33 protein-coding genes, 1 tRNA gene and 1 pseudogene are annotated in these 24,705 nt (G+C 57.3%); 23 read left to right on the top strand and 12 right to left on the bottom strand.

The window, feature by feature from the left end:
- Nucleotides 1-4: 4 nt before the first annotated feature.
- The gene (locus ACZ5IL_RS13175; RefSeq protein ID WP_464592056.1) at nt 5-478 is read right to left on the bottom strand and encodes an outer membrane protein assembly factor BamE; all 474 of its coding nucleotides are present in this window, start codon (nt 476-478) and stop codon (nt 5-7) included.
- 105 nt (nt 479-583) lie between these two features.
- Between ACZ5IL_RS13175 and ACZ5IL_RS13180 the strand changes: the two genes are divergently transcribed.
- The 8 genes from ACZ5IL_RS13180 to ACZ5IL_RS13215 all read left to right on the top strand — a co-directional run bounded on the left by ACZ5IL_RS13180 (nt 584) and on the right by ACZ5IL_RS13215 (nt 5,627).
- A complete protein-coding gene (locus ACZ5IL_RS13180) occupies nt 584-1,123 on the top strand; it encodes a ubiquinol-cytochrome C chaperone family protein (protein WP_464592058.1) in 540 nt (179 codons plus the stop codon).
- Between the two features lie 10 nt (nt 1,124-1,133).
- Nucleotides 1,134-1,721, top strand: a complete 588-nt coding sequence (locus tag ACZ5IL_RS13185; RefSeq protein WP_464592060.1) for a YceD family protein — start codon at nt 1,134-1,136, stop codon at nt 1,719-1,721.
- 242 nt (nt 1,722-1,963) lie between these two features.
- On the top strand, nt 1,964-3,025 hold the full coding sequence (plsX, locus tag ACZ5IL_RS13190) for a phosphate acyltransferase PlsX (RefSeq protein WP_464592062.1): 1,062 nt from the start codon (nt 1,964-1,966) through the stop codon (nt 3,023-3,025).
- Nucleotides 3,022-3,999 carry a beta-ketoacyl-ACP synthase III gene (locus tag ACZ5IL_RS13195; protein ID WP_464592063.1) on the top strand — a complete coding sequence of 326 codons (978 nt, stop codon included), beginning with the start codon at nt 3,022-3,024 and terminating at the stop codon, nt 3,997-3,999. Before plsX ends, ACZ5IL_RS13195 begins: the two co-directional genes overlap by 4 nt.
- A 128-nt stretch (nt 4,000-4,127) precedes the next feature.
- Entirely contained in the window at nt 4,128-4,448 is a 321-nt protein-coding gene (locus ACZ5IL_RS13200; RefSeq protein WP_079446363.1) for an integration host factor subunit alpha, read from the top strand.
- 38 nt (nt 4,449-4,486) lie between these two features.
- Entirely contained in the window at nt 4,487-5,083 is a 597-nt protein-coding gene (locus ACZ5IL_RS13205; RefSeq protein ID WP_464592066.1) for a MerR family transcriptional regulator, read from the top strand.
- Between the two features lie 81 nt (nt 5,084-5,164).
- A tRNA-Pro gene (locus ACZ5IL_RS13210) sits at nt 5,165-5,242 on the top strand.
- A gap of 172 nt (nt 5,243-5,414) precedes the next feature.
- On the top strand, nt 5,415-5,627 hold the full coding sequence (locus ACZ5IL_RS13215) for a helix-turn-helix transcriptional regulator (RefSeq protein ID WP_464592068.1): 213 nt from the start codon (nt 5,415-5,417) through the stop codon (nt 5,625-5,627).
- 16 nt (nt 5,628-5,643) lie between these two features.
- Here ACZ5IL_RS13215 and ACZ5IL_RS13220 read toward each other — a convergent pair whose 3' ends face one another.
- Nucleotides 5,644-5,859, bottom strand: coding sequence for a hypothetical protein (locus ACZ5IL_RS13220; protein WP_464592069.1), 216 nt, complete (start codon nt 5,857-5,859; stop codon nt 5,644-5,646).
- Nucleotides 5,860-6,126: 267 nt separating this feature from the next.
- Between ACZ5IL_RS13220 and ACZ5IL_RS13225 the strand changes: the two genes are divergently transcribed.
- The 9 genes and pseudogenes from ACZ5IL_RS13225 to ACZ5IL_RS13265 all read left to right on the top strand — a co-directional run bounded on the left by ACZ5IL_RS13225 (nt 6,127) and on the right by ACZ5IL_RS13265 (nt 11,883).
- Nucleotides 6,127-6,273 (top strand): hypothetical protein, encoded by a 147-nt coding sequence (locus tag ACZ5IL_RS13225; RefSeq protein WP_464592071.1) that lies wholly within the window; start codon nt 6,127-6,129, stop codon nt 6,271-6,273.
- Nucleotides 6,274-6,598: 325 nt separating this feature from the next.
- Nucleotides 6,599-7,938: pseudogene (locus ACZ5IL_RS13230) on the top strand (DUF3987 domain-containing protein).
- 476 nt (nt 7,939-8,414) lie between these two features.
- Nucleotides 8,415-9,416, top strand: a complete 1,002-nt coding sequence (locus tag ACZ5IL_RS13235; RefSeq protein ID WP_464592073.1) for a hypothetical protein — start codon at nt 8,415-8,417, stop codon at nt 9,414-9,416.
- Nucleotides 9,417-9,513: 97 nt separating this feature from the next.
- Entirely contained in the window at nt 9,514-9,738 is a 225-nt protein-coding gene (locus ACZ5IL_RS13240; protein ID WP_464592074.1) for a hypothetical protein, read from the top strand.
- A gap of 167 nt (nt 9,739-9,905) precedes the next feature.
- On the top strand, nt 9,906-10,439 hold the full coding sequence (locus ACZ5IL_RS13245; RefSeq protein WP_464592076.1) for a hypothetical protein: 534 nt from the start codon (nt 9,906-9,908) through the stop codon (nt 10,437-10,439).
- Nucleotides 10,439-11,005 (top strand): hypothetical protein, encoded by a 567-nt coding sequence (locus ACZ5IL_RS13250; protein WP_464592078.1) that lies wholly within the window; start codon nt 10,439-10,441, stop codon nt 11,003-11,005. Before ACZ5IL_RS13245 ends, ACZ5IL_RS13250 begins: the two co-directional genes overlap by 1 nt.
- Complete coding sequence (locus ACZ5IL_RS13255) at nt 10,998-11,186, top strand: hypothetical protein (RefSeq protein WP_464592080.1); 189 nt, start codon at nt 10,998-11,000, stop codon at nt 11,184-11,186. The genes ACZ5IL_RS13250 and ACZ5IL_RS13255 overlap by 8 nt, the downstream gene beginning before the upstream one ends.
- Entirely contained in the window at nt 11,179-11,670 is a 492-nt protein-coding gene (locus ACZ5IL_RS13260) for an HK97 family phage prohead protease (protein ID WP_464592082.1), read from the top strand. The genes ACZ5IL_RS13255 and ACZ5IL_RS13260 overlap by 8 nt, the downstream gene beginning before the upstream one ends.
- A gap of 3 nt (nt 11,671-11,673) precedes the next feature.
- Nucleotides 11,674-11,883: a hypothetical protein gene (locus ACZ5IL_RS13265; protein WP_464592084.1), complete on the top strand. Its 210-nt coding sequence runs from the start codon at nt 11,674-11,676 to the stop codon at nt 11,881-11,883.
- 779 nt (nt 11,884-12,662) lie between these two features.
- Here ACZ5IL_RS13265 and ACZ5IL_RS13270 read toward each other — a convergent pair.
- From ACZ5IL_RS13270 to ACZ5IL_RS13280, 3 genes are all read right to left on the bottom strand, one after another.
- Nucleotides 12,663-13,010: a hypothetical protein gene (locus ACZ5IL_RS13270; RefSeq protein WP_464592086.1), complete on the bottom strand. Its 348-nt coding sequence runs from the start codon at nt 13,008-13,010 to the stop codon at nt 12,663-12,665.
- Nucleotides 13,011-13,341: 331 nt separating this feature from the next.
- Nucleotides 13,342-13,578: a hypothetical protein gene (locus ACZ5IL_RS13275; RefSeq protein ID WP_464592088.1), complete on the bottom strand. Its 237-nt coding sequence runs from the start codon at nt 13,576-13,578 to the stop codon at nt 13,342-13,344.
- A gap of 3 nt (nt 13,579-13,581) precedes the next feature.
- Nucleotides 13,582-14,064: a hypothetical protein gene (locus ACZ5IL_RS13280; RefSeq protein WP_464592090.1), complete on the bottom strand. Its 483-nt coding sequence runs from the start codon at nt 14,062-14,064 to the stop codon at nt 13,582-13,584.
- A gap of 579 nt (nt 14,065-14,643) precedes the next feature.
- Between ACZ5IL_RS13280 and ACZ5IL_RS13285 the strand changes: the two genes are divergently transcribed.
- Nucleotides 14,644-14,805, top strand: a complete 162-nt coding sequence (locus ACZ5IL_RS13285; protein ID WP_464592092.1) for a hypothetical protein — start codon at nt 14,644-14,646, stop codon at nt 14,803-14,805.
- Between the two features lie 358 nt (nt 14,806-15,163).
- Here ACZ5IL_RS13285 and ACZ5IL_RS13290 read toward each other — a convergent pair whose 3' ends face one another.
- Both ACZ5IL_RS13290 and ACZ5IL_RS13295 read right to left on the bottom strand, forming a co-directional pair.
- A complete protein-coding gene (locus tag ACZ5IL_RS13290) occupies nt 15,164-15,382 on the bottom strand; it encodes a hypothetical protein (RefSeq protein WP_464592094.1) in 219 nt (72 codons plus the stop codon).
- Nucleotides 15,379-15,579 (bottom strand): hypothetical protein, encoded by a 201-nt coding sequence (locus tag ACZ5IL_RS13295; RefSeq protein WP_464592096.1) that lies wholly within the window; start codon nt 15,577-15,579, stop codon nt 15,379-15,381. Before ACZ5IL_RS13295 ends, ACZ5IL_RS13290 begins: the two co-directional genes overlap by 4 nt.
- On the opposite strand from ACZ5IL_RS13295, the gene ACZ5IL_RS13300 reads away from it, so the two are divergent.
- Entirely contained in the window at nt 15,578-16,294 is a 717-nt protein-coding gene (locus tag ACZ5IL_RS13300) for a hypothetical protein (protein ID WP_464592097.1), read from the top strand. The genes ACZ5IL_RS13295 and ACZ5IL_RS13300 overlap by 2 nt on opposite strands.
- Nucleotides 16,295-16,980: 686 nt before the next feature.
- Here the strand turns inward: ACZ5IL_RS13300 and ACZ5IL_RS13305 are convergent.
- A complete protein-coding gene (locus ACZ5IL_RS13305; RefSeq protein WP_464592099.1) occupies nt 16,981-17,679 on the bottom strand; it encodes an adenylate/guanylate cyclase domain-containing protein in 699 nt (232 codons plus the stop codon).
- A gap of 3 nt (nt 17,680-17,682) precedes the next feature.
- Entirely contained in the window at nt 17,683-18,195 is a 513-nt protein-coding gene (locus tag ACZ5IL_RS13310; RefSeq protein WP_464592101.1) for a Pycsar system effector family protein, read from the bottom strand.
- Nucleotides 18,196-18,562: 367 nt separating this feature from the next.
- Between ACZ5IL_RS13310 and ACZ5IL_RS13315 the strand changes: the two genes are divergently transcribed.
- From ACZ5IL_RS13315 to ACZ5IL_RS13325, 3 genes are all read left to right on the top strand, one after another.
- Nucleotides 18,563-18,850, top strand: coding sequence for a hypothetical protein (locus tag ACZ5IL_RS13315; RefSeq protein WP_464592102.1), 288 nt, complete (start codon nt 18,563-18,565; stop codon nt 18,848-18,850).
- Nucleotides 18,847-19,140 carry a hypothetical protein gene (locus tag ACZ5IL_RS13320; RefSeq protein ID WP_464592104.1) on the top strand — a complete coding sequence of 98 codons (294 nt, stop codon included), beginning with the start codon at nt 18,847-18,849 and terminating at the stop codon, nt 19,138-19,140. Before ACZ5IL_RS13315 ends, ACZ5IL_RS13320 begins: the two co-directional genes overlap by 4 nt.
- Before the next feature lie 223 nt (nt 19,141-19,363).
- Nucleotides 19,364-19,990 carry a trypsin-like serine peptidase gene (locus ACZ5IL_RS13325; RefSeq protein ID WP_464596904.1) on the top strand — a complete coding sequence of 209 codons (627 nt, stop codon included), beginning with the start codon at nt 19,364-19,366 and terminating at the stop codon, nt 19,988-19,990.
- A 31-nt stretch (nt 19,991-20,021) separates the two neighbouring features.
- Here ACZ5IL_RS13325 and ACZ5IL_RS13330 read toward each other — a convergent pair whose 3' ends face one another.
- Complete coding sequence (locus ACZ5IL_RS13330; protein WP_464592106.1) at nt 20,022-21,275, bottom strand: tyrosine-type recombinase/integrase; 1,254 nt, start codon at nt 21,273-21,275, stop codon at nt 20,022-20,024.
- 352 nt (nt 21,276-21,627) lie between these two features.
- Between ACZ5IL_RS13330 and ACZ5IL_RS13335 the strand changes: the two genes are divergently transcribed.
- The gene (locus ACZ5IL_RS13335) at nt 21,628-22,809 is read left to right on the top strand and encodes a saccharopine dehydrogenase family protein (protein WP_464592107.1); all 1,182 of its coding nucleotides are present in this window, start codon (nt 21,628-21,630) and stop codon (nt 22,807-22,809) included.
- A 192-nt stretch (nt 22,810-23,001) separates the two neighbouring features.
- On the opposite strand, the gene ACZ5IL_RS13340 is transcribed toward ACZ5IL_RS13335, so the two are convergent.
- Together ACZ5IL_RS13340 and ACZ5IL_RS13345 are read right to left on the bottom strand one after the other, a co-directional pair.
- Nucleotides 23,002-23,496 (bottom strand): hypothetical protein, encoded by a 495-nt coding sequence (locus tag ACZ5IL_RS13340; protein WP_464592109.1) that lies wholly within the window; start codon nt 23,494-23,496, stop codon nt 23,002-23,004.
- A 136-nt stretch (nt 23,497-23,632) separates the two neighbouring features.
- The gene (locus ACZ5IL_RS13345) at nt 23,633-24,697 is read right to left on the bottom strand and encodes an O-antigen ligase family protein (protein ID WP_464592111.1); all 1,065 of its coding nucleotides are present in this window, start codon (nt 24,695-24,697) and stop codon (nt 23,633-23,635) included.
- Nucleotides 24,698-24,705 lie beyond the last annotated feature (8 nt).

Below are 24,705 nucleotides of genomic sequence, written 5' to 3' on the forward strand. Positions count from 1 at the left end.
TGTGCTACTTCGCGCTCAGCAGTTTAAACAGCGGCGCGAGGTAGCTGATCTCCTGGCCCGATGTTGGCGTGGTGCGGCTGATGAAGTCGAAGATCTTGCCGTCCTTCAGGCCGTAATTGGCGAGCCGGGTTACCTGGCGGTTCTTGTCGAAATAGATCGCGATCACGCGCTGATCGATGACGCTCTGCTGCATGAAGGTGACCTTCCGCTCGGCGCGCTGCGAGATGTAATAAAACACCTCGCCGTTCAGCGTCGCGACCGTGGATGGGGTTCCCATTACGATCAGCACCTGATCCTGGCTTGCGCCGATCTGGATTTGCTCGAGCGCGCCGGGGGGGAGGATATAGCCCTTCTGAAAGGTCTCGCCGGTGCAGCCGGCCATGACCGCACACACCAGCGTGGCAGCGAGTGTCGCGCGCAGACGAGGCCGTCGCGTCGCGGCGTATCCGGGTGCTTTCTTCGGGACTGACACTGTCATTCCGGGATGACCTCATCCTCTTGCATCGCGCGCGCGGTTGACGTACCCGGCAACGGTCCCTGATTGCAACAACGGACCCCCTGCGGGCAGTCTTTCGGTACCCACATGCGCTGGCCGTTCAATCGCTTCAAAAAACAGTTCCCCGCGCCGCCGCGGCGCACCATTGAAGCGATCTATGGCACGATCGTGGCGCAAGCGCGAGAGCCCGTGTTTTATCAGGTGTATGGAGTGCCGGACTCCGTGAATGGCCGCTTCGATCTGGTCCTGCTGCATTTGTGGATGGTCCTTCGGCAACTGAGGTCGGGGCCTGACGAGGCTTTTCCGCAGGCCCTGTTCGATCATTTCTGCAGCGACATGGACGCCAACCTGCGCGAGATGGGCGTTGGCGATCTAAGCGTTCCGAAGCGCATGCAAGCCTTCGGAGAGGCCTTTTATGGTCGCTCGGCCGCCTACGATCGAGCCCTGGCCGAGGGTCCCGAGCCGTTGGCGCAAGCGCTCGACAAGAATATCTATAGTGGCGGGAACATCGAAAGCGCGCGACGGCTTGCCGCCTATACGGCGGACGCGATCGCCGCGCTCGCTTGTGGTGATTACGCGACGCCGACGGGAGACTTGCGGTTTCCGGACCTCGCACAACGGAAATGAAAGAGCAGGCATGATCGCCAAGGACAGGTCGGATATGGCTCCAAACCCCTGGAGCTCGCGGATCGCGGTTGCGCAGATTCCGGAAACCGGCCTTCATCGTGATATCGAGGCCGATCAGGATGTGCGTATGGCATTGGCGAAGACTGCCGGCTTGCGCGACATCGAGTTTGCCCGGGCGTCGTTCGATCTGACTCCGGGGCGCGACGACAGCGTGCATGTGCAGGGCAGGGTATCGGCGCGTGTCGGACAGACCTGCGTGGTGTCCCTCGATCAGATTGAGAACGATATCGTCGAGGAGGTCGACCTCATCTTTGTACCGGAAAGCCAGATTCGCGAGTTCGCCGCGCCCGTCAATGATGACGACGGTGTCAGGGAGATTCCGGATTCCCCCGACCCCATCATCAATGGTGTCATTGACCTCGGGCGCCTCGCGACCGACGTCCTGTTTCTAGGAATCGATCCGTATCCGCGGAAATCCGATGCCGTTTTCGTCGCGCCTGCGAGCGCGGCGGATCCTGAGGATCATCCCTTCGCTGCTCTGAAGAAGCTGAAAATCGATCCGAGCCTGCCCGGAAAGAAGAAACCGGAGCGCGATTAAGGACGGAATTCTGGATGTAATTTATAGAAAATCAAAGCAACAACATTGAAAATAAGTAGTTTTATCTAATTCCTGATGTCTCGTTTTAACTTGCAAAACTGCAGGAATCGGGGGTTTCGGATATTGTATCGAGGCGGGGACACGTTATTGTCGCGGCCGCGCCGGATAAAGCACCGCGCACTGCCGTCCGTGTTTGGCCGCGCGTCTCAAGACTTCAAAAGATCAGGGTTTCCGGGACTTCCATGCCGAAAAAGGTTCGAATCGCGCTTGACGCCATGGGGGGCGACATCGGCGCATCGGTGGTCATTCCGGGCGCTGCTATTTTCCTGAACCGTCATGCCGACACCGAGTTTCTGCTTTACGGCGACAACGCTCTGATCGAAGCGCAACTCGCTGCATATCCGGCGGTGAGGGCGGTATCCCGGGTCATCCACACCAATGTCGCCGTCGGCATGCACGAAAAGCCGAGCCAGGCGCTGCGTCGCGGCCGCAAGACTTCATCGATGTGGCTCGCGATCGATGCGGTGAAGAAAGGCGACGCCGACGTTGCGGTGTCCGCCGGCAATACTGGCGCGTTGATGGCGATGGCGCGATTCAATCTGCGGACGCTGCCCGGCATCGATCGCCCCGCGATCGCGGCGATATGGCCAACCATGCGCGGCGATTCCGTGGTGCTTGATCTCGGCGCCACGATCGGAGGCGATGCGCACCATCTGATGACGCTTGCGATCATGGGCAGCGCCATGGCACGCGTTCTATTCGACCTGGAACGGCCGACGGTCGGCCTCCTCAATATCGGCGTCGAAGAAATTAAGGGCGGGGAGGAGATTCGGGAAGCTGCAGAACTGCTGCGGGCGATGGAACTGCCGCAGCTCGAATTCATCGGCTTTGTTGAAGGCGACGGGATCGGCAAGGGGGTGGCGGACGTTATCGTGACGGAGGGCTTCAGCGGCAATATCGCGCTGAAGGCTGCCGAGGGAACGGCGCGGCAGATCAGCGAATTCTTGCGGGCGGCTCTGTCGCGAACATGGGCTTCAAAGCTCGGCTATCTTCTTGCCCGGGGCGCGTTCAAGGCGCTCAAGGAAAAGCTGGATCCGAACAGATCCAATGGCGGCGTGTTCCTCGGACTTAACGGAATCGTGGTCAAGAGTCATGGTGGAACCGACGCCGAGGGCTTTGCTTACGCGGTCGACGTTGGCTATGAGATGGTCCGTTACGATCTCCTGACCAAGATCAATCAAACGCTCAATCGCCACGGCCATCCCCTTGCTTCGGCGTCGGCAGTGCAGGAGGCTATCTCTTGACTGCGATACGTTCGGTCGTGCTCGGCTGCGGCTCCTATCTGCCGCAAAGGGTGCTGACCAATGCCGAACTGGCCAGCAAGGTTGATACCTCGGACGAGTGGATCGTCCAGCGGACCGGTATCCGCGAGCGCCACATTGCCGCGGAGAGAGAGTTCACGTCACATCTCGCCATCCATGCGGCGAATGCTGCGCTGGCTCATGCCGGCATCGATGCGCAGTCGATCGACCTGATCGTGTTGGCGACGTCGACGCCGGACCATACGTTTCCGGCGACGGCGGTCGCGGTTCAGAACGGGCTCGGCATTACTCACGGTGCCGCCTTTGACCTTCAGGCCGTCTGTTCCGGGTTCGTGTTTGCGTTGGCCACCGCCGACAATTTCCTTCGTTCTGGCGCGTTCAAGCGCGCGCTGGTGATCGGCGCGGAAACTTTCTCGCGAATTCTGGATTGGACCGATCGTGGGACCTGCGTTCTGTTCGGCGACGGGGCCGGCGCGGTCGTGCTGGAAGCCCAGGAGCAGCCGGGCAAGCCCTCGGATCGCGGTATTTTGACGACGCATCTGCGCTCGGACGGCCGCCATCAATCAAAACTGTATGTCGACGGCGGACCATCCTCGACCCGGACCGTGGGCTATCTGCGGATGGAAGGCCGTGAGGTGTTCAAACACGCCGTCGGCATGATTACAGACGTTATCGTCGACGCATTCAATGCGTCCGGAACGAGCGCGGACGATATCAATTGGTTCGTTCCACATCAGGCCAACAAGCGAATCATCGATGCGTCAGCTCATAAGCTGCATATCGCGCCGGAAAAAGTCGTCCTGACCGTCGATCGCCACGGCAACACCTCCGCTGCATCTATTCCGCTGGCATTGTCGGTCGCGGTCGCAGACGGACGCATCAAAAGCGGCGATCTGGTTTTGCTCGAGGCGATGGGAGGTGGCTTTACCTGGGGCTCGGCCCTCGTGCGATGGTAGGACTTGAATCGAAGCCGTCGCCCAATCCCGTCATCTATCATGCGAAAGCATTATGTGATAGGTTGACCCTGGGCCGTTAAACTCTTAATTTCAGTTACAAATTGTTCGCCGGGAGCTTGGGGCAGGCGATGACCGAAACCGGAAAAACAGTCACGCGCGTCGACCTCTGCGAAGCAGTCTACAAAAAAGTAGGACTGTCTCGCACCGAGTCGTCTGCGTTTGTCGAACTCGTTCTCAAGGAGATCACCGACTGCCTGGAGAAGGGCGAGACGGTGAAGTTGTCATCCTTTGGATCGTTCATGGTGCGCAAGAAAGGCCAGCGTATCGGCCGCAATCCCAAGACCGGCACCGAGGTGCCGATCTCTCCGCGTCGCGTGATGGTTTTCAAGCCGTCGGCTATTCTGAAGCAGCGGATCAACAGCAACGGCGCCGGCGCCAAGACCGACTAAACCGGCGTTCGGGGCACGATTGGCAGAGGAGCGAGCCTTTGAACAAGGCACCGGATGCTTTTCGGACGATTAGCGAGGTCGCCGACGATCTCGATATCCCCCAGCATGTCCTGCGGTTCTGGGAAACCCGGTTCTCGCAGATCAAGCCGATGAAGCGCAGTGGCGGCCGGCGCTACTATCGTCCGGACGATGTCGATCTGCTTCGCGGCATTCGCCATCTGTTGTACAGCGAGGGTTACACCATCCGCGGCGTGCAACGGATTCTGAAAGAGCACGGCATCAAATCAGTGCAGGGTCTGACCGAAGGGTCGTCTGCCGCGGCTTTCGGCGCGATCGAGGACGATATCCGCAACACTCTCGGCGCAGTCGATGAGGAGGACGAGTCCGGCTACGAGACCGAGGACGCAGACGACGACGAGGATGTCGACGACAGTTCGTCGCGCGCGCGCGAGCCGGGTGTGCATAAGCCGCTACGGCACGATCTCGACGACGTGCTCTGGTCCGGTCCCGACAGTGGTGCGATTCCGGGCGTGGGCGCCACCACGATCGAGCTTACGAAACTAAAGGATGTGTTGGCTGAACTTGTTGCCTGCAGGCAACTATTGGACGACGCACTCAGCGAGGGCGAGCCGTAGCTTGTGTTGACGCATTTTCTTTATAAGACCCCGTATCACTTCGCTTGAAAACGCTATAATGGAAACGTGGCCGTAACGGCACGGAGCGTAGCGCAGCCCGGTTAGCGCACTAGTCTGGGAGACTAGGGGTCGGAGGTTCAAATCCTCTCGCTCCGACCAATAAAATCAAAGACTTACATGGATATCGGTTTGGTGGCTATAAATTTTATAGCCACACTGTAGCCAGCATGCCGACCGGCTCGTCGGGCTGAGCAATCCGCCACATGTTGTTTACCTGAATTGCGCGTGGACCCCTAGTTAAGGGGGTAACGCCAGCAAACGGGAGGCGCTGATGGCAAACGTAAGGGTAATAGAGGCGGCCCAGTACTTGGGCGTGTCGAAGAGTTTTCTCGACAAGGCCAGAATTTATGGCGGCGGGCCACGGTTCATGCGGTTTGGCCGCGCGATTGTGTATTCCACCACCGATCTCGATGTTTGGGCGCGAGGCTGCACGGTCGCCAACGACAACGACGACCGCCCCTCCAGCAAGCAGGTTGCGGCGTGAGCACCGCAGCCACTGACTATGCCGCGCGTTCGCGAAATGTAGCCTCCGCCTCGGCGTCCAGGTCGTCGAGAACAGCTTCAAGGGCAGTGATTGCATTTTGGAGGGAGGCTATTTCCGCTATCTCCCGTTCCGACACCGGGCCATGTCGCCCCATAAGCGCAACGATCAAATCGCGACGCCGCTCTTTTAACTGAACGAGCGGCAACCCGTGGTCTTCAAGTAAGACGGGCATGAAGAGATTCTCTCTAACCGACGTCGGCACTTTAGCTCGTAATCGCTGAGACAATTTTTCGCAGATAGCTAAAATTGTTTGATTGCGAGACTTTAGCTCTGACCCAGCACGACCGGCCTTTAGGCCGCGGGTGCATCTGACCACCAACCAGGATCCACCACATTACGAATACTCAGCATCCGGCCCACAGCCGGGGCGAGGGTTGTTGCCTATTTCGACGTTGAGGTCGATCGGCACCTTCGCATTTTTAATCTGGAACTACGACGGATGCCCGACGGACAACTTCGAAGCTATGCACCGAAGACCTGCGGCAAGCACGCAGCATCGTTCCATCCCCATCTCGCTACCGAAATCACATGCGCTGCGGCAGCGGCGCTGAAAGGCCTGCAGCCCAATGCCGAATTCGAAGTCTAGTCCTCTTCTTGACGCGGTCGTCGAGCATTTCGGCGGCGCGATCGACTATCCTTATGTCAAAGGTTGTGCCGTCGCAGGTCAGTGTTGCGATGTTTATTTGACGGCCTCTGGTGGGTTGGCCGTTCAGACAGGCGCCGACCAGACGTACTCATTCCGGGATTTGGGCCGCTTTGTACGCATGACGGTAGGCTTGCCTTCTAGGACCGCTGGTCCGGCCAACGATAACACTCCGATTGATCTCTGGGCTGAGCGTCTTCGCCCATCGCTTCCGCGCGGTGTTCTCCCGCCTGTCATCGAATCTTTTGCACGCGAGCGAGCCGAGCAGATGGGCGTTGATCCGGGCGGCATCGCCGTCGCGGCATTGGCTGTGGCTGCCGCGGCAATTCCAGACAGAATCAAGCTCCGGGTCAAGCAGCACGATGAGCACTGGCTAGAATCCGCACGCCTGTGGTTCGCTTTGATCGGCAATCCGAGCACCAAGAAAACACCCATCATCTCAAATGCAGTTCGGCCTCTTCGCCAAATCGATGGCGAATTGGTCCGCCGGTTTCTTGATGAAATGTCGGTCTATATGACGCTCGAAAAGAAGGAGCGAGCAAAAACACCAACACCGAAACAGCGGCGAGCTATCATTGAAGACGTAACCGTCGAGTCCGTGCAGGAAGTGCTCAAGGACAGCCAAGACGGCGTTCTTCTGTTACGTGATGAGCTTGCCGGATGGTTCGCCTCGATGGATCGCTACGGCGGCACAAAGTCCGGAGGGTCTGATAGAGCCTTTTGGCTTGAAAGCTTCAACGGCGGCCCTACGACGACCAATCGTATCGGACGAGGTGTGTCCATATTCCGAACCTTTCCGTGTGCTTGCTCGGGGGCATCCAGCCAGAGCCCATTCGGGCTATTGCTGCCGATATGCATGACGACGGCCTGCTACAGCGCATCCTGCCGGTAGTCCTTGGTGGTTCTGAAGTTGGACTCGACGAGCCTGTAACGGCTGCAGCCAATAACTATAACGGTCTCATCGAGCGACTTCACGCAATGGAGGCGCCAATGGCTGGCCTCCTGGCTGTTCCGCTTCGTTTTTCCGAAGAGGCGCAAGCCATTCGCATGGAGATGGAAGAGCGCCATCATACGATGGTCCAGACTTGGGAAACGATCAGCAAAAAGCTATCGGCCCATATCGGGAAATACGACGCGTTCTTCGCCCGCCTTGTCGTGACCTTTCATTGCATCGAGTCGGATAGCGTTCATCCAGCGCGGGAGGTTTCTGCGGATACTGCGCGGCGAACTGCTTCCTTCCTGCACGGTTATCTGTTCAAGCACGCACTTGCATTCTACGACATGCTCGGCCTTTCCGATCACCACGATGCCGTCATGGCCGTTGCTGGCTATATCCTGGCCCACAGGATGGAGACGATCTCGGTAAGTGATGCACGTCGGGGCGATCGCATTATGCGGCGTATGGACGAACGCCAGGCCGCTGAGGTGTTGAGCCAACTCGATGCCTTTGGATGGCTTGATCCGTTGCCGTTGCAGCGAAACGAAACGTCGCCGAGGTACGAGGTAAGAAAGTATGTTCACACGTTGTTCGAAGATCGGGCTGAAGCCGAGGCTGACCGCAGACAGACGGTGCGCGAGGCTATTAGAGAAGCCGCAACTAGTAGGTGATCGTAGTTGAAATGCAACTTTGTGCCACTTTGTCCTTGCGTGCGAGACGTAGTTACAAAAATGAATCTCTCTCTCTTAAACTACGGAATCGAGCCACGTACGCGCCCAAGGACAAAGTGGTGCAAGCCAGGATACCGGGGTGTCCGCGATCTCTCCAGCCATCCGGTAGGTGACCGGCGGCCCAAGGAAAACATTTCCGCGTGCAAAACCGAAACCTAAACATGGGCGGAGGGGCGGGAGCAATCTCTACAGAATTATCGCCTGCTTGCCGGCGGCCCAGTCAAACACGCGACGCCGCAAGTTTTCAAAAAGTGCACCGGCAAAAAAACCTACGGATTCTGCGGCGTCGCGTCTTCCTCTGCCACGCCGGTGTCAGGCGCGGATTGCAGAACAGAGTTTGACCACCCCAGGCGGCGCAGACGGCCGGCAGCAACGAAGCCTAATGGGCAAATCATCACGTCACGTCGAGAACCAATATGCATCATCACAACGACAACGTCCCGCGCAAGACCACCGCGGCGCTTCCGCTTGCAATCCGGCTCGCTCGCGCCGGTCGGGAAGAGGACCTTAAACGCATCATCAAGCACGGCATGGTCACGGTCGTGCCGACTTGGCTTTCCGCGGATGGCAACCTGCCCGAGGTGGAAGGCAAGCCACTTGCGGACCGCGTTACAGAAATTCGGCCGTCGCCCGACGAAATGGTGCGGCTCGCAGCACAGGACGCTATCAGCGCCCGCGATGGCTACGGCCCGATAGCACCGCAGGAGCTTGATGCGCCAATGTGCGCCCGCCTGCGGTTCGACGCCAACGGTGTTATCACAGAGTGGCGCGGCTCCGATAATCGCTGGCATGACACCGCGGAGCTATTCCGGCAACCTAAAGGCAGGCGGCGGAAATCGGAACAGGAGCGGCAGGATGATAATGCGCGGCATCTAGCCATTCGCGGAAGCGGCGGCCTCCCGGAGCGTTGTCAGCGTAGTACGGTACCGTCTTGGGGCGAGGATTATCGTCGGCTCCGCGCCGCGCATTGGGTCCAAGCGATGGGTGTGACGAATGACAACGCCAGGATTGGTATAGATCGGGCTGGTGTCGGAGGGCGCCATTCGTTCGACGAAGCATGGCGCAATGCCGGCCTCGGTCCAGCATGCCGAATTCCACGCCACATCACCGCGATTGCGAAGGGCGCCGAGTTTATGGCCTACCGCGTTCACTCTTATCCGCGTGCGATGCAGGGTGGCGTTGAAGGCGGTCACGACTTGGTTGAACGGCAAATCGTTGAGACGATCGACGCACCGCGCCTTGATGTAGCGTTAGGCGAACACGCCAAGATTCTGGACCAGAGCATTGCTGGCATGACGGCGAGAGAAATCGCAGCGACAATGGGTTGGGGTAATACGAAGCAGGGAGAGCGGAAGGCTGTGGCTGCACAAGATGCAGCACTAGCTGCGTTGGCAGAAGTTGAGAAGTTGGCGGCTTGACATCTGAGATGGAATTGGGCGTTGGCCTGATTATCACATTTACTGCGCGAATCTCACAACACAGTGATAATGTGACGCGCTATTGTGGGGGGCGGATATGACCAAGGAACGGCTCAGCATTCATCAAGGGCAGATCCTTCTGGATGGAGCTCCCATGCGCTGCAAAGTCCGTCACTTAACGACCACGTCGGCGACGATACAAACGCTGGAAGCGCCTTCGATGCCAGCAATGTTTGCTTTGCGCGTCCCAAGTGCAGATATCGATGCGACGTGTCAAGTCATCTGGCGGGACGAACGCCGCCTCGGCGTAACATTCATCTAAAGAGTTCTTGCCAAGTCCCTCGTCCGAGGGCTTGGACCGTATTATTGTGAAGGTCATAGCGATGTGGCCCGACGTGACGTGCAAAACCTCAGCGCCGGTTCGATCCCGGCGTCTCCTTTTGCCGCACTACTCGCAAAATCTAAATTTTAAATAGGAGATCGGCCAAGATGGCCACACTGAGCAATGCGCTCGACGCAATCGAGCGCCGCATTGGATTCCCGCGGTCCAGGAGTTCCGGGATTGCGCGCCGCCTTCAGGAAGCTAGGCTTCTGCCATCCGGTGCCCCCAGCGCCCCTCCGAATCTAGATGAAGACGAAGTTCTCGACTTGATTGTTACTCTGTCGGCCGACACGGAGCTGCACACCGCAGCTGACGCACTCCGAGCCTACCATGGCATGACTCCAGGCGGAGCTAGCCTAGTCGGCGCACCAGATTCAATCCCGAACGCGCCGATCGCCGTTTCAATCCTAATCGAGGACGCACGTTCTGACGTTGCTGAGGCCCGATCAAGCAAGATCGAGGTGTCCTGCAACTGGCGGGCTATCGCAATTCAAAAGCCGGACGGCACGGTCAATCGGTTCGTCGAAGTCGGCACCGATCCATCACGTTGGCAGTCGATCGGTCATCACAAGTCAATCGAACTCAACGCTGCCGCTGTAGCGGATACGCTTGATGATATTTTTGGAAAGGTCTCCGCCTGATGGCAAAGAAATCAATTGATCCGTTCGAGGTGCCCAGCCTGGAATCAATGTCGCCAGAGTACGCGACACTTGTTGCAAAGCGAGCCGATCTGCTGGAGCGTCAATATAACTTGCGTGATGAGCGCCGTAAAGTTGATCGTCAAATAAAAGCGTTTCCCGAGCCAACGCACCGAACGCCTCAAAGAGTTGCGGAACTTCTGGGCGACGATCCCGAGACAGAAGCGCCATTGCGTAGGCGACTTGCAGAAATTCGCGGGTTGGAAAGCGACATAGAGTCAGCTCTGGATATCGTGCGCCGCAGATTGGCTGATGCGCGCGGGCCGGCATCTGTCGCAGTTTGTAACGCGGTGAAGCCCGAATACACCAAACGGGTCAAAGCAATGGTTGCGGCTGTGACAGCGCTGCGGGTGGCACGAGAGGATTACGAATCGCTGCTCGACGACTTTGTCGTGAATGATATTGCGTGGACTTCTTTAATCCCTATGCAGCCAAACTTTTGTGGCGATCGGCACGATGGTCATCTGTCGAGGTATCTGCGGGCCGCGAAGGAGGCAGGTTATGTTTGAAACTGCCGAGAACACCAGAGAGAAACGTCAGAAAAGCAAACGTCACATCAAAATGCCAGGCAAGCCAGCAAAATACGCGAACACTGATCCTGTCGACATCGCACGCGAACTACGGTCGAAGTCGAAGCTCGGAAAGCGCGAAGCGCGGCTCGACGCCGCGGAGGCAAAATCTCGTGGCTGACAATGTAATATCGGGCTTTGCTGTCCGATTTAACGATCAGACCGTTATCCTCAACGAGTGGCGCGAGAGGATTGCCCCCGGTTCGTTCACGCGCACGCTGAAGGAAAATCCAGATGTGGTGATGTTACTTGCTCATGACTCTGGCCGGGTCTTAGGTCGCGTATCGGCTGGCACGTTATCCCTACGTGAGGACCGCGCGGGTCTCTACTTCTACCTGGAGGTTGATCCAACGACACCGGAAGGGCAGACCGCGCTCGGCACCGTTGGCCGACAAGACGTGAAGGGATGTTCGTTCGGATTCCGAGTCCGAGCAGAAGAATGGGACGATGGTGGAGATCGGCTGCCGTTGCGGACCATCACGGATGTTGATCTCTCAGAGATAACCTTGACCGGATTCCCAGCCTACCCAACGACATCCGCCTCGCTCCGCAGCGACAACGCCGCGTCCGCAGCGCGTCGACGTTGCGAAGCCAAGATGAATTAAACATTGAGCGACTACAGTGGCAAGGTTCACCGCGACATCGGTGGCGATAGCATTACGCTAGATCCGAGCGGCAAGATCGTTTTCGGAAACATTACTTTCTCGATCAACGCGGCTGGCAAACTCGTTATCAGTGGTTTGCCAACGTCAAATCCAGGCGCAGGCCAGCTTTGGTCGAACGGCGGCGCGTTGACGCTCAGTACTGGTGAGGCATGATCCCCATCGCGAGCTACCCCGCTGAATTCCAGTGCGGGAAAGTGTGGCACCCCTGCACAGTTGTCGGTGTGTGCGGCGATCCGAACGATTTGCGTTTCGTGGTCATCTCGCGCGGCCCCACCGAATATGTCGACACCGTCGCGGAGGTGCGGCGACCGGAACCATCACCGGAGCCGTTCGGCTAGGTGGAGGGCTGGGTCAAATCCCTCCGACCATTCGTCTTACAGACCGGCGGCCCCCACTTTTACACGCATCTGCAAATGGAGCCCCCAGGGCAATCATGTCACGTTTACGAATGCCTTCAGCGAGAGCGCTTGTGGAAGGTCGGCATCTAATCAATGCTGGCCGCTACAAGCGCAATGAGCCGAGTGCAGACGCCCTCGGTGCCCCTCCGAGTTGGCTGACTGAACCGCAGGCGATAGCTTGGCGGGAGTTCGCCGCTGATTTGCCGTGCTGATTTGCCGTGGCTCAATCACAGCCACCGCGCTTTGCTAGAAATCGCCAGCATCGTGCGCGCTCGCCTCCAAAGCGGGCAGGAGGTTGGAACGAAGGCATTGTCGCTTTTGCGACTGTGCCTTTCGAGCATGGGCGCCACTCCAGCGGATGCATCGAAAGTGGTTTGGGTGCCGGAAGAAGAGCCTGACGATCTACTTGATTAGCGTGTCGTCGCATTAGCAGCGCGCCGTGTGCGCAACCCCACCATCACAACCGCGAAGCCACGGACGTACTGGTGCGCGGCGGATGTGCGACGACGCCGATCCGCTCTCGCCGGTACGAAATTAGGTAGCCTTTGTGAAGAGGGTCAAAACGCCTTCCTTGTCGATATTGATGGCTACGACCTGAGCCGAGTTACGACCTTTTGCCTTGAGTGCGGATAGCGCCTCGGGTGTTGCGTCAACGGTCTTCCGCAAAGAGTCCATATCCTCCTGCTTCGTACTTGCGACGATGGCGTCAACTTTAGAGCGCAGGTCCGCCTTCAACTCTTGAACGTCAACAACCTGGATACTTCGAATCGCTACACCTTCCTCGGACTTCGTCTGGGACTGTGAAGGCGCAGGCGCTGCCGCCAAGGGCGATCCAGCTAGAAGCAAGGCGAGTACTGTTGAGAAAAATGTGGATGTTCGCATGATCGCTCCCGTTTTAGGTGAAGATGCGTACGAAGTTTATCGTCGAAAATTGTCGAACGCCGGAGATTTATGCGTTCATTCGGTGGATCTGATGTGACCGCAATGTGCAAGCTCGATGGGTCGAAGATGACCTCAAAGCGGTATCCCGACAGAAATGACGACGATCGCGCCGCCGCCCTGGCTCTCTGATTCTTAGATCAGTTCTCGCGTCCGTTGTGATCTTTTTACGTGCACCGGTATACGTACGATCCAACTCCGACCGTCGTCATTAACGACGATAATTGCGAGATGGCCGTTTGAGCGGATCCTGCCCGCTCAAACTAGAGCGTGCTCAAATCATCCGCACATTACCGAACGCCTTCAACACCACGGCGTCGGTGAACTCACCTACGGCCGGATCTCCGGTGCGACTGATGGCTCCGGCGCCGATATGTCTCTCAGTGCGCGCCATTCGCTCAGCGCTTCTTATCGCAGCGCTCGCGCTAATGCACTCGACAGCCTCACGAGGTTCTGGACCGTCGTCGGCAGCGCCGAAGGGCAATGCCACGTAGTACGTTACATCGGGCATCAATCAGTCAGGGCATAAATCTATGCCCGCCTCTTTGTAGGTTCGTAATGGATCAACTCGTCTCGAGCGAGCACTCATTCTGTTGAGTGTGCTATTTTCAGCTTTTGTGATCCAAGCCACATCGGCTTTTGCAATGATCGCCTTCACCGACTCGATAGATGGCGGCGATAATTCGCTAAGCGCTTCAACCATTGATGAGACGGTAACAACATGCTCGAAATAAAATATGCTGGCTTTTCCTCCCATCGTCGTTTTTGTTCGATCCGAGTATTTCAGCTTTGCCAGGTCTTCAATCCCCAATCGATTGGCCTCTGTTTGCGCGGCGACTGATTTCCGAAGAATCAAAAAATTCTCAAGCTCTCTGCACATGCAAGTGAGAACCTTTTTGCGGTAACCGGGCATTCTCTCCAAGCTTAGAGGAAGTTCTAAAATTGCGAGGACAGCTTTGGCGACTGAATCGATTACTTGCTCGTCTTTGAACCTCATTTGCGCGACCTTACGCCGAATGGCTTTTGAACTGACCGACGTGGCGCGTCTACGAATTCGCTGTGCAGTTAGACGCGATTCAATTTTGGGAGCGCTTCGACGAGCGCTGGCTACGCGGCGAAGAGTTTATCTATCCGGATCGGCCGAAGGGGTTGCCACAGTTACGGGAGCCGGTTGCTGTGTTTAAGTTTGGGAGAAGGCCGGCGGGGCGGTGATCTCAGTCCCGAAGCCGTGAATGGCGTGAGCTAGAACATTCGAGTAGTATCTAATGGGGACCGATCCGATCTCGGGAGGCCCTAATGATGTTGCTTAATCGAGTTCTCGTTGCTGGAGGCTTACTCACGGTCTTTCTGGTTTTCACCTTAAGCATGGCTTACCGGTGAAAGTCCCACGGCTATTAGTCTAAAAGCATCGTCGAGCGACGCTCCGTCCGTTGCTGGCGGTCGTCATCTAACAATCGCTGTCCGACGTCCTTCCATTTAGAACGCAGGCCATATCGGCGCTCGGCGCCGGCGTGGCTGGCGGAACGTTTCTGGGCCGCGTGGTTTATCCAGCCGATGCAATTCAAGGAATGGTATCATGAAAAAGCGGGAACCATTTCCGGACGACGTGTTGGAGCGCGAAACGCGAGCTATCCAGGCCATTGATGCAGCCCACAAACTGCCTAGCGGTCCGGCGCGGATCGAGGCTCTTAAGGCGGCGGCAAAACTTCGCCCTAATGACAACGACGTGAGGTCGTAGAGTGGATTAAGCTAATTTATTAGTGGCGATCGCGACGCGATCTTTTCTGCCATTTTCAGATTTCCTTCGCGTTAGCGTCAAGCCAAACCACCTCAACTGAGCGCCCACCGCTCGCCTGCGTATGCAACCCGCTCAAGGGCGGCCCAATAAAAACCCCGCCAACTACCGAAGTAATTGACGGGGCTTGAAATGATATTTTTGAAGATCTCTCCTCATTGTATCATCCGGATTGGTAACGCGCTGGACGCAAACATGTTCCAGCAGAAGCAACATTTCTGTCGAATTGCTTGAAACTAGCGCGGATGTTGGCTGACGTGGCGGGGAAGGGACGCACGGGCGGGCGGCTGCTCCGTGAGGCTTACCCATCGGGAGACCTCCGCAGCGCGTGCTCGGCGAGCGCGGTCCAGTCGGCGGCGAGCTTCAGCCATGCCTGCTTATCGAGCTCATACCGGGCATGCTCGGCGCAGGCGCGGCACTCGTGTGCCATCGCGCGGTATCTCTCAACGCTCTGCTCGGACATCCATCTGGGAGTGTCCGCGCCGCGGAGCATGATCGGGGCCTCGGAAGGGTCCGTCATGTCGGCCGCCGCAGTTCGGGCGACGCGACCCATCTCTCCTTGCGCGAAGCCACTTCGATCTGGCTGACGCGGCGCATGAGGAGGTCTCGGTACACTTCGGAAGGGGTTTTCTCGGCCTCCTCTAGGAGGCGATGCGCCTCTTCGTCGAGGCGCTCTTGGAACGTCTTATCGTGCTTGACGCGGAGATGCTGGCTCATGACGGCTGTTCCTTTCCGTGCGAGGAAGGCTGAGCGCGACAAAGCGTTTCGTCGTATGCGAAGGGATGGCGCGCGAGTGTGCGCCCAAAATTGGCAAAGCGCGAATCATTTTTTGCGGCCGCCGGATTTTTTTGCGCCTGCGCGGGCGAGAGGGTTTAAGTCCAAGTGCTTCGAAGCGATTGAAATCTATGCCAGTGGTTGCAAAAATGTTGCCGGAGAAGTTTCAGGTTTTGTGGAAGGCATTGGGCCGATAACATTTGAAACGAAACGGCATCACCACGAATGGTTGCGCTGGGACATCATTGATTCGATTGCCGGTCCCGCTTCTGAAGGTCTTTTTACGTTAATCGAGAAACTTGATCTTGAGCAGGGCGAAGAGGCAGCGGACATTCTTTTCGCACTCCGTGTAAATTTAACTGAATGGTTGGAGAGCAGCACCTATGCGGGCAACTGCGATTCTCATCAAGCCATTAAGCAGCTAGCGGAGTTGCAACGGTTTGGCTGTGACGTTCCTTCTAGAGAATCGCTGATCGAAGAAGCGTTGTCGACGGTTGCAAATAATTGGTGCGCGGTAAGCAATCTCGCCGAAGCCCTTTTGGAATATCGACGGTTGGACTATGAGGCTGCGTTGCCAATCATACTGGCCGGCCTAGGCCACGGTTTGGCAGGGCGTTCAACGTATCCTGCAAACATCTTCACTAAGACGCGGGAATGAAGGTCCACTCGCGAAGGGCAGGGCAACATGATAAGTGACGTCAGCCATGATCGCGTCACCCAGAGTTCGCGCAGACAAAAAGCGCAAATAGAAGAGCGAGCACAGCCGACCAATACGCGTCGCGCGCTAGATGCTTGAAGCGATCATGCCGGTGCCTGCGCTTGAGTTCGCGCCCTTTCTTTAGGTCGCGTTGAAAGTCCCACGGCTAATCTTTCCTCGGTGCTGAATTTCCTCCTCCAGATTGTTAATGCAACTTTTCAGGAGGGACGTGAGATGCTTGCATTATTCACCAAAGTCTCTGCCTGTATCCTGGCCATAATGACTGCCGGCGCGACAGGGTATGTTTAGTATCATGGTGGGATGGCGGACGCCTTCCAGGGAGGATCACCACTCGCTTGGACGCATGGAGGCGTTCATGGAGCTCCAGGGCCGTTGATGGGTGCCGCTGGGCTTCCCATGCTCGTTGCCTATGGGGTTTATCGCCTTGTCCAACGTCGTCGCAAAGCTGACTGAGGCTGTTTAGCGATCTCGCGCCAGCTTCCGCTACGGCCCAAGGGCTCAGCCGGACAGTCGGCTCCGGATGCAGGCGCGCCGCATCGTCCGGTTAGGCGGGAGCGCAGTAGCCGAGGCAAGGCCCCGGCAGTGAAAGGAAGCCCCGTCAAAGGCGCACTGGCGCCGTATTTATTCTAAAGGGGTTTCCACCAAGTGGAGTTATGGATTCTGCGATTGCCCATGGCAGGCCAATTCCACTGAGTCCACATATCTGAACCACCGCTAGATACCTTTACCTGCTGGTGAACGCAATCATAAATCGTATCCGTTATCCATATAGGACCAGCATCACTTAGGGATGTTAATTTCGCTGCAGCATTGGCTGCGCTACCTATCCAGACTAGATCATTATCACCGCGGACTCCGGTCCGGCAGCAATGCGTCTCGCTAGCATCTATCCCAACGGTGTGATTGATCGTGAATTGGCTGAGGTATTGCTTCTGGAAAGCTGGGCGTATGACGTGAATGACCGCCCAATTTATTCGCAAGGAGCATCTCACTGCATTTGTCGATTGCGAATTTCCGAGAAAGACGCCCATGACGCGATCGCCATCAAAGGATACAATCTGGCCCTCGTGATGCCGGATCAAACGAGATGCGCAGTATAGGTAGGTTTTATATATTTCCGCCGATTGCGCCCAGTTCAGACTTTCGACCATGCTTGTGGACCGGTCCAGATCTGCATAGAGGAAAGTTACAAGTGGGAAATGCCTTGCAGTGTTGTGGAGCGGAAGATCTTTTGTAATCGGCACCACTTGGCCTTGCTGCACCTGCCAGGTTTGGATTGAAAAGGTTTGTTTAACGTACGCTTGCAACTCTTCCTTGCTGGCCATCTTCTACTTGACCAACTGAGCCACGGGGGCGTGTGTGACCGAAGCCCCGATCAAAAATGCAGACCAAGGAATGAGCGCCAGGCCAGTTGCTATGAAGGCGATTCTAATAGCTCGAAATTTTTCGGTTAGAATTTGAGAATTTCTCCACGCTTGCCCCAAGATATCCTCAACGTAGGCCTCGTCGGACAGTGATCTGAACGCTTTTATATATTCGGTCTCTCTCAGTTTTCCGATTTCCTTGAAATAAACTAGGGAAGCGTGACCGCCCTTCAAATCGGGAAACGAACATCGGTAGATATAGTAATAGCTGACCGCCAACGCGAACGCGAAAAATGCTAACGCGATCATTTGAAGCGGTTGATCGAAATCACCCCGATCTAGGTGAACGGCCACGACGCCGAGCAGTGCAGAATTAACAGCGAAGGCAAAAGATGCTTTGGCTTCAACCCTTGGAAAAAAGCTAAGTACGCGTTCAAGCTGCTTCGGCGCCAAATCCGCGATATCTTTGTTTTCCATTTCCCGCCGTCTTTATCCGATCGCCTCTCCTGAGGCAGGGTTGTTCTTCGCTCACGCGGAAGAAACGCAAGAGCTATTTCTTCGCCTTCAACCCGATCTCCACAAGGCGGCGAATCGCCTCTGAGCGCGAAGGTTTATCGGACTGGCGCGTGGCCCATGCGTCGACCATCTCTATGAAGTCGTCGGACAGACGAATCGTGCGTGATGGGTCTTTACCGGTTGCCGGCCGGCCTCGCTTTTTAGGTATCGCCTTTTTTGTTGACATTGCCATATTAATGCAATACCCAAATCACGCTTGCTACGCAAGCGGCTCACCACGGTGCTCGTAACACCATGGCAAGCCTAACCAACAGCAGGACGTGCATCCATGCCGCAGGCTACCCAAACCGATACCACACCCACCACCGCCGTTCGCGAGTCATTCAATGACAGAATGGTCGAACTGACTACTGGGATCGATTTACTTATCGATCGACTCCACCACGCCCTCGATATCGGATCCAGTCTTGGTGCCGATTATGGCGAGGACGGAGCCTATGTAGTGGAGGCGATTACCGAGACGCAATGGGTCGCCAAGCGCCTTAGCGCTGACATTTCCGCGGTAGGGCGCGAATTTAAAGGGAGCCGCTCCGATGCGGCGGAGGCATCCCGATGAGCGACACCACCGAAATTAGCACACCGCTTCCGCCTCGCGCCAAATTTGGCCACGCTTGCACCATCGTTTCGCAGCAAGTCGAAAACGTCCTTTCAGCGGCAATCTTAGCCCATAGTCTCCTAGAGGATTGGACGGACCTACCTGATGGCGTTCGCTACTTAATCGATCGGATAATTGACCACGCGAATGATACCGAGGCAGCCTTCGACAACCTCAAGGGGGTTATTGATCGCCACTTCGGCGACGCTGTGACATCGTACGGCATGACCACCACCGCACAGCCTGCCTAGCACAACAGGGAGGCTCACCTCCGTGGCCCCGCCACCAATGCAGCGGCGGGCTCACTTCTGCGGGGGCGTTGGAGAAAAGACCTGCCTCATGATGCAAGCGAGAAGATTGCCCTTTCACCAGTGGAAGCTGCTCATCTTTGTGGTCGCTGCCATTCTGCAACTTCCTACCGCTGCGATCAGCCAGGGCAAATGGCTTGATCCCTCCGAATGGCCGTTTACGTCGATGGGGCGTGTCAACGTCATAACCGGAGCAGGAAGCCGGTCTCAATGTACCGGAACCCTAATTGGCTCTCATCACGTTCTCACAGCGGCTCATTGTCTCTTCAATGCCGCAAGAGGCACGTGGGCTCACCCGACCTCCATTCACTTTGTGGCCGGTTACGCGAAGGGTGAATTTAAGGCTCACTCGCTAGCAGCCTCTTATGTGAAGAGTGAGGAGTTTGAGGTGACCACGCCGCTACAGCCCGCGATGGCGTCTCGGGACTGGGCGGTTATTGAGCTTGCTGAGCCGATCGACCTCAAGCCCATCAGAGTTCAGCCCGCGAGCGAAGGTGGCGTCGCATCGTCCGGGATCGTCAGAGCTGGTTATCGAGGAGATCGCGCCCACATTCTGACCGTTCAGCAGGACTGCTCGGTCAGGCCCATCTCTACTCCCGCTGCCCTCCTGCTTCATACGTGCAGCTCGGTTTCGGGTGAGTCTGGGTCGGCTCTCTTGAGGGTGGGGAGCGACGGTGAGCCGGAGATTGTTGGGATCCTAGTCGCCAGCTCTAAAAGCGAAAGCGCGACACCGTCATTGGCAGTACCGTCCAGCACCTTCGCGGCTGCCGTCAAAACGGCGCTCAGCCGGTAAAGGCGCGGCCTCGGCAACGCAGCGTGCCAGTTTACTTCCCACCGATAGCCTTTGCTATTTCCGATCCGATTGCCTCAGCGGCGCGGCGAGCCGCTTCGTCCGCTAGATGCGCGTAGCGTTTCGTAGTGCTGGGATCAGCGTGGCCGAGGAGGGCGCCTATGATTGGCAGCCCGAGACTACCACCAACGCCGACAGACGCGAACGTATGCCTAAGGTCATGGACTCTGACACCGCTAACGCCTGCTCGCTTGCATATTGCAGCCCATGGCCGTTTCAAATCTGCACGCGGCTTCTCTTTTTTCGTGCCGGCGCTTTCGCCGGCAATGACGTAAGCGCCAAGGCGAGTTAGACCCTTGATGATATCTATGGCCGCGGTCGGCAAATATATGTCCTTTGCGCCGGTCTTGGAGTTGGGCAAACGCAACACACCGCGATCCAGATCAACCTCGTCCCAGCGCAAGTGCAGGATCTCGCGCAGTCTGGCGCCGGTCAGCATGAGGAGCCTTATCGCCGCGGTGGCGTATGGCGACATGACGATCAACTGCCCTTTGGGCGCGTGCTTGGCGCCACCGGCATCTACTGGCAGGCCAACGGTCTCAGCCTCGATCATAGCGTTGCCGATTGCGAGTAGTTCGGCGGCGGTCAGATAGCGCTTGCGCTCTTCCTCCTTGTTGAGATCGATCCTTGCCGCCGGGTTCGTGCTTTCCGGCACATAGGTTTCGCCCTTCTTATCGGGTGGGCCATTCTGCGCGCCCCATCCATAGGCCGCCGAGATCAGCTTAATGGCTCGATTAGCGCTCACGGGAGCGTCTTGCGAAATGAGCGAATGTGCGCGGTTAACGTCGGGCCGCGTCAGCAACACGGCTCTCGTCGATCCCAGCCGCGGCTTGATGTGCTTCTTCAGGAGCATCCGGTAGAGGTTGGCGGTGGAAGCCTTGGTCCTCGTCTGGATGTACTTTGCGACTAATTCTTCAACCGTCAGGCTCCCCCGTTCGTCGCTCCGGCTTTGGGCCAGATCTTTTCCCAACGCGGCGTTTGCAATCGCTTTGCGGGCCGCCTCCCGAGCCTCGCTGGCCCTAAGAGTTCCAACGCGGCCGAGTTTCAGTCGCTTTTTGCTGCCGCCCGCCACGGGTCGGAATTCGGCGAAATACGTCCCAGTTCCGGTGGTGGTGCGGTAGAGCCCGAATCCGGCTAGGCTGTCGTCGAAATAGAACGTAGTGCGGTTCGGTTTAACCGACTTCATGAGCGCAGAAACGGATTCTGCCGTAATCTTCAGCCGCGCCATGCGTCACCGAATTTATAGCCACTATGTAGCCAGAATATTGACCTTGACACAAAAAAAGACAAGTGGACATTGGTTAGATAGCGTTGTATTTATCGATAGTTCTCCTGCATTATCCAACGGTAGGAATGGCTATAAAAATGGTACTTTATAACTGGGAGACTAGGGGTCGGAGGTTCAAATCCTCTCGCTCCGACCACCATTTATAGCGTTTTCTTCACGCGAATCGGCATCGTCCTCGGGTTACACTTGAAGACAGGCTTTCGTTCGAACCGCTATATCGAGCATGATCTTAGCCGAATCCGGTTTTCACCCTTTAGAATCATGCTTTAAGCAGGACATTTTCGGGAAGGCCATGACATCGTCGTCAGCGGAGTTCGATATCATTGTCTACGGCGCAAGCGGGTTCACCGGCCGGCTCGTCGCGGAATACCTTGCTGCCAAATATGGCGGTAGCGATCTGAAGTGGGCCATCGCGGGACGCGACCTCGACAAGCTGGCGTCGGTACGCGAAGCCATCGGCGCGCCCCGCGATCTCCCGCTGATCGCCGCGGACGCCGAAAATCCCGCGTCGCTCAGGACCATGGCTGGCCGGACGGCCTCGGTGCTGAGTACAGTCGGACCTTATCAGCTCTACGGCTCCGGTCTCGTCGCCGCCTGCGCGGCGAGCGGCACAGACTATCTTGACCTCTGCGGCGAGCCGATCTGGATGCGGCAGATGATCGACGCGCACGAGGCGGAGACGCGCAGGAGCGGTGCGCGGATTGTGTTCTCCTGCGGGTACGATTCGCTGCCGTTCGAACTCGGCGTGTTCTTTCTTCAGCAGGCTGCAAAGCAGAGGTTCGGATCGAGCGTCGCGCGCGTCAAGGGCCGCGTACGTAAGATGAAGGGCACGTTTTCCGGCGGTACCGCGGCGAGCATGAAGGCGATCTTCGCCGCGGCTGCCAACGATCCAAGTCTGTTGCCGAAACTGCGCGATCCTTTCGTGCTGACGCCAGGGTTTGAGGGGCCGAAGCAGCCGCCGGGTAACAAGCCGTTGTTCGATGAGGATCTGGGGGTGTGGGTGGCGCCGTTCGTGATGGCCAACATCAACACCCGCAACGTGCATCGGTCGAATTTCCTGCTCGGGTTCCCGTACGGCAAGGATTTCGTCTACGACGAAATGGTGGTCGCGGGGCCGAAGGAGACCGGCGAGGCGACCGCAAAAGCCATCATTGCCGCCAACAACAAACTCGGCGCGCAGGGTGGCCCCAAACCGGGCGAGGGACCGTCGAAGGATGAACGCGAGAGCGGCCATTACGATCTTCTCTTCCTCGGCATCGGCTCCGACGGGCGGCAATTGAAGGCGGTCGTGACCGGTGATCGCGATCCCGGCTACGGATCGACTTCCAAGATGATCGCGGAATGCGCAATCTGTCTGCGAAGCGACGCAGCGGACATCGCCGGCGGCTTTTGGACGCCGGGTGCTGCGATGAAGGAGGCCTTGATTAAACGGCTCGTCGACCGTGCGGGGCTGACGTTCGCGGTCGAGCCGTAACCTCACATCGCTCTGGCACTCGGGACGCTCCGAGCCACAAATTTTGTGGTCGCAGAGCGTAGGACCGAAAACCAGCAACAAAGTCCTGCTCGCGAACACATAAAACAGTTTGAGTCAGTAAGCGAACCCAGCCTTTTCGACCAACACCATGATGACCGCGCCAGGGTTTCCGGTGGCGTCTGGATCAGGTTTTCAAACCAGCGCGTCCTCAACGACGGCCTTGAAGCGGATCACGGCAAGCACCGTGACAATGCCAAAGAACAGCAGCACACCCGCCTGCGCGGCAAGGAAAGCAGGCTCCGTTTGCGTCGGTGCGTAGGCGTTGACGAATGGTATCTTGAGGAACGCCTGCACCACTCCGACGAAGGCAAGTAGGTAGACCGATAGTACCATCGCCGCCGCATACACCCAGCGCCATCCGCCTCGATAATGAAAGACGAAACGTGCGAGGAGAAGCGCAGCGAGGATAATCGCGGCAACGATGCCTGTGGCGAACGCCGGTGTGACAACGCTGAACGGGAACATGAAACCCGTAACGGTGGTTAGAACCGCGGTGATGATGAACCAATTCGTCCAAGTCGATGTCCGCCGACCGTCGAACAGATTGAGAATGGTCGGAATTCCTAGGAACAGCGCGATGAGACTGATAGCCGTATGAATGAAGGTGAGCGCAACGACATACGACATGGATTACCTCCAGTGTGACGTTACCTGACCAAGGATAACACCACATTTTATGTGGTGGCTAGGCTGGACGGGAGCGGAGCGGCCGGCAAAGCCCGAACCCGTGTCGGAGATTTCCGATCGTACGGCTCCGGTGCGCTTATTGCAGCGCCTGTCGAAGGGAAGGCTGCCGGTCGTCGGCCATGTACTGGTGGGTTGCCGCGAACATGCCCCACATCATGCCGAGCATCAGCCAGAAATGGCGCCAGTGATCGGTGTCGATCACAAAGCTCTCGCCGACGGTTCCCAGAAATGCCGTGAAGACGGCAAGATAAGTGCGTTGCCAGGGAACCCGGACGAAAATGTATCGAAAGCCCAAGATGACGGTGATGAAGATCAACACCGGATAGCAAATTCCGGAGATCCACCCACCCGACATGAAAGCGTTCAGATACGAGTTGTGGGTGTCTTCCGGAAAGAACCGTGTGAACTGCAGCGGGCCGATTCCGAGCGGTAGGTCCAGCGCCATCTGGAAGCCGAGAATGTGCCGGCCGAAGCGGCCAAAACGACCCTCGTCGTAGCTCTGGTCGAAACTCGCACGTTCCTTGAACAGGCTTTCGACCGAATCGAGGGACAGCAGAATTGCCAGCAGCAGCGCAATCGCAGCGGCTGCGATCACCGCGGTCACAACCAGCCGCGACCGCTGTTTTCTTGACGGGCTGGTCAGGAACATCAGGACCAGCATCACAGCCGACGTGAGCACGAACTGGCCCCAGGCAGCGCGTGAAAAGGCCAACAGCAACGCAAGACTAATGATCCCGAGTGCAATCGCGCTGCGAGCAGCCTTTCCGAACCGATCCGAGACGACGCTTTGCAGCACGAACAATGCCGGCAAGATCAGGAACGCGGACAGCACGTTCGGATCCTTGAAGGTACCTCGCGCGCGACCATAAAGGGTCAGCACGTCATGTTCGCCCGGCACCAGATGAAAATAGCCCGCGACACCAGCTACCGACGCGACAATCGCGCCGACGATCAGGCCACGCCGCATCAGGTCAAGCCGCGCCTCGGTATCTTCCGAGAAAACCAGCGCGAAGAAGATGACCGTCACCGCCATCGCGCCGCCAGCTCCCACTGCCCACAACAGCGCGCGTTGGAGGGCGGCAACGCCCGGCGCTTGCGTTGATGACCGGAGCCAACTGTCAACTGCTGCAGGATACGCCATTACACTTT

The organism is Nitrobacter sp. CN101, from assembly GCF_055390255.1.

Excerpts from the sequence above, each read along its gene's own strand:
- ACZ5IL_RS13175 (WP_464592056.1), bottom strand. The coding sequence starts at position 478 with ATGACAGTGTCAGTCCCGAAGAAAGCACCCGGATACGCCGCGACGCGA.
- ACZ5IL_RS13180 (WP_464592058.1), top strand. The coding sequence starts at position 584 with ATGCGCTGGCCGTTCAATCGCTTCAAAAAACAGTTCCCCGCGCCGCCG.
- ACZ5IL_RS13185 (WP_464592060.1), top strand. The coding sequence starts at position 1,134 with ATGATCGCCAAGGACAGGTCGGATATGGCTCCAAACCCCTGGAGCTCG.
- plsX (WP_464592062.1), top strand. The coding sequence starts at position 1,964 with ATGCCGAAAAAGGTTCGAATCGCGCTTGACGCCATGGGGGGCGACATC.
- ACZ5IL_RS13200 (WP_079446363.1), top strand. The coding sequence starts at position 4,128 with ATGACCGAAACCGGAAAAACAGTCACGCGCGTCGACCTCTGCGAAGCA.
- ACZ5IL_RS13215 (WP_464592068.1), top strand. The coding sequence starts at position 5,415 with ATGGCAAACGTAAGGGTAATAGAGGCGGCCCAGTACTTGGGCGTGTCG.
- ACZ5IL_RS13220 (WP_464592069.1), bottom strand. The coding sequence starts at position 5,859 with ATGCCCGTCTTACTTGAAGACCACGGGTTGCCGCTCGTTCAGTTAAAA.
- ACZ5IL_RS13225 (WP_464592071.1), top strand. The coding sequence starts at position 6,127 with ATGCCCGACGGACAACTTCGAAGCTATGCACCGAAGACCTGCGGCAAG.
- ACZ5IL_RS13235 (WP_464592073.1), top strand. The coding sequence starts at position 8,415 with ATGCATCATCACAACGACAACGTCCCGCGCAAGACCACCGCGGCGCTT.
- ACZ5IL_RS13240 (WP_464592074.1), top strand. The coding sequence starts at position 9,514 with ATGACCAAGGAACGGCTCAGCATTCATCAAGGGCAGATCCTTCTGGAT.
- ACZ5IL_RS13245 (WP_464592076.1), top strand. The coding sequence starts at position 9,906 with ATGGCCACACTGAGCAATGCGCTCGACGCAATCGAGCGCCGCATTGGA.
- ACZ5IL_RS13250 (WP_464592078.1), top strand. The coding sequence starts at position 10,439 with ATGGCAAAGAAATCAATTGATCCGTTCGAGGTGCCCAGCCTGGAATCA.
- ACZ5IL_RS13255 (WP_464592080.1), top strand. The coding sequence starts at position 10,998 with ATGTTTGAAACTGCCGAGAACACCAGAGAGAAACGTCAGAAAAGCAAA.
- ACZ5IL_RS13270 (WP_464592086.1), bottom strand. The coding sequence starts at position 13,010 with ATGCGAACATCCACATTTTTCTCAACAGTACTCGCCTTGCTTCTAGCT.
- ACZ5IL_RS13275 (WP_464592088.1), bottom strand. The coding sequence starts at position 13,578 with ATGCCCGATGTAACGTACTACGTGGCATTGCCCTTCGGCGCTGCCGAC.
- ACZ5IL_RS13280 (WP_464592090.1), bottom strand. The coding sequence starts at position 14,064 with ATGAGGTTCAAAGACGAGCAAGTAATCGATTCAGTCGCCAAAGCTGTC.
- ACZ5IL_RS13285 (WP_464592092.1), top strand. The coding sequence starts at position 14,644 with ATGAAAAAGCGGGAACCATTTCCGGACGACGTGTTGGAGCGCGAAACG.
- ACZ5IL_RS13290 (WP_464592094.1), bottom strand. The coding sequence starts at position 15,382 with ATGACGGACCCTTCCGAGGCCCCGATCATGCTCCGCGGCGCGGACACT.
- ACZ5IL_RS13300 (WP_464592097.1), top strand. The coding sequence starts at position 15,578 with ATGACGGCTGTTCCTTTCCGTGCGAGGAAGGCTGAGCGCGACAAAGCG.
- ACZ5IL_RS13295 (WP_464592096.1), bottom strand. The coding sequence starts at position 15,579 with ATGAGCCAGCATCTCCGCGTCAAGCACGATAAGACGTTCCAAGAGCGC.
- ACZ5IL_RS13305 (WP_464592099.1), bottom strand. The coding sequence starts at position 17,679 with ATGGCCAGCAAGGAAGAGTTGCAAGCGTACGTTAAACAAACCTTTTCA.
- ACZ5IL_RS13310 (WP_464592101.1), bottom strand. The coding sequence starts at position 18,195 with ATGGAAAACAAAGATATCGCGGATTTGGCGCCGAAGCAGCTTGAACGC.
- ACZ5IL_RS13315 (WP_464592102.1), top strand. The coding sequence starts at position 18,563 with ATGCCGCAGGCTACCCAAACCGATACCACACCCACCACCGCCGTTCGC.
- ACZ5IL_RS13320 (WP_464592104.1), top strand. The coding sequence starts at position 18,847 with ATGAGCGACACCACCGAAATTAGCACACCGCTTCCGCCTCGCGCCAAA.
- ACZ5IL_RS13325 (WP_464596904.1), top strand. The coding sequence starts at position 19,364 with ATGGGGCGTGTCAACGTCATAACCGGAGCAGGAAGCCGGTCTCAATGT.
- ACZ5IL_RS13330 (WP_464592106.1), bottom strand. The coding sequence starts at position 21,275 with ATGGCGCGGCTGAAGATTACGGCAGAATCCGTTTCTGCGCTCATGAAG.
- ACZ5IL_RS13335 (WP_464592107.1), top strand. The coding sequence starts at position 21,628 with ATGACATCGTCGTCAGCGGAGTTCGATATCATTGTCTACGGCGCAAGC.
- ACZ5IL_RS13340 (WP_464592109.1), bottom strand. The coding sequence starts at position 23,496 with ATGTCGTATGTCGTTGCGCTCACCTTCATTCATACGGCTATCAGTCTC.
- ACZ5IL_RS13345 (WP_464592111.1), bottom strand. The coding sequence starts at position 24,697 with ATGGCGTATCCTGCAGCAGTTGACAGTTGGCTCCGGTCATCAACGCAA.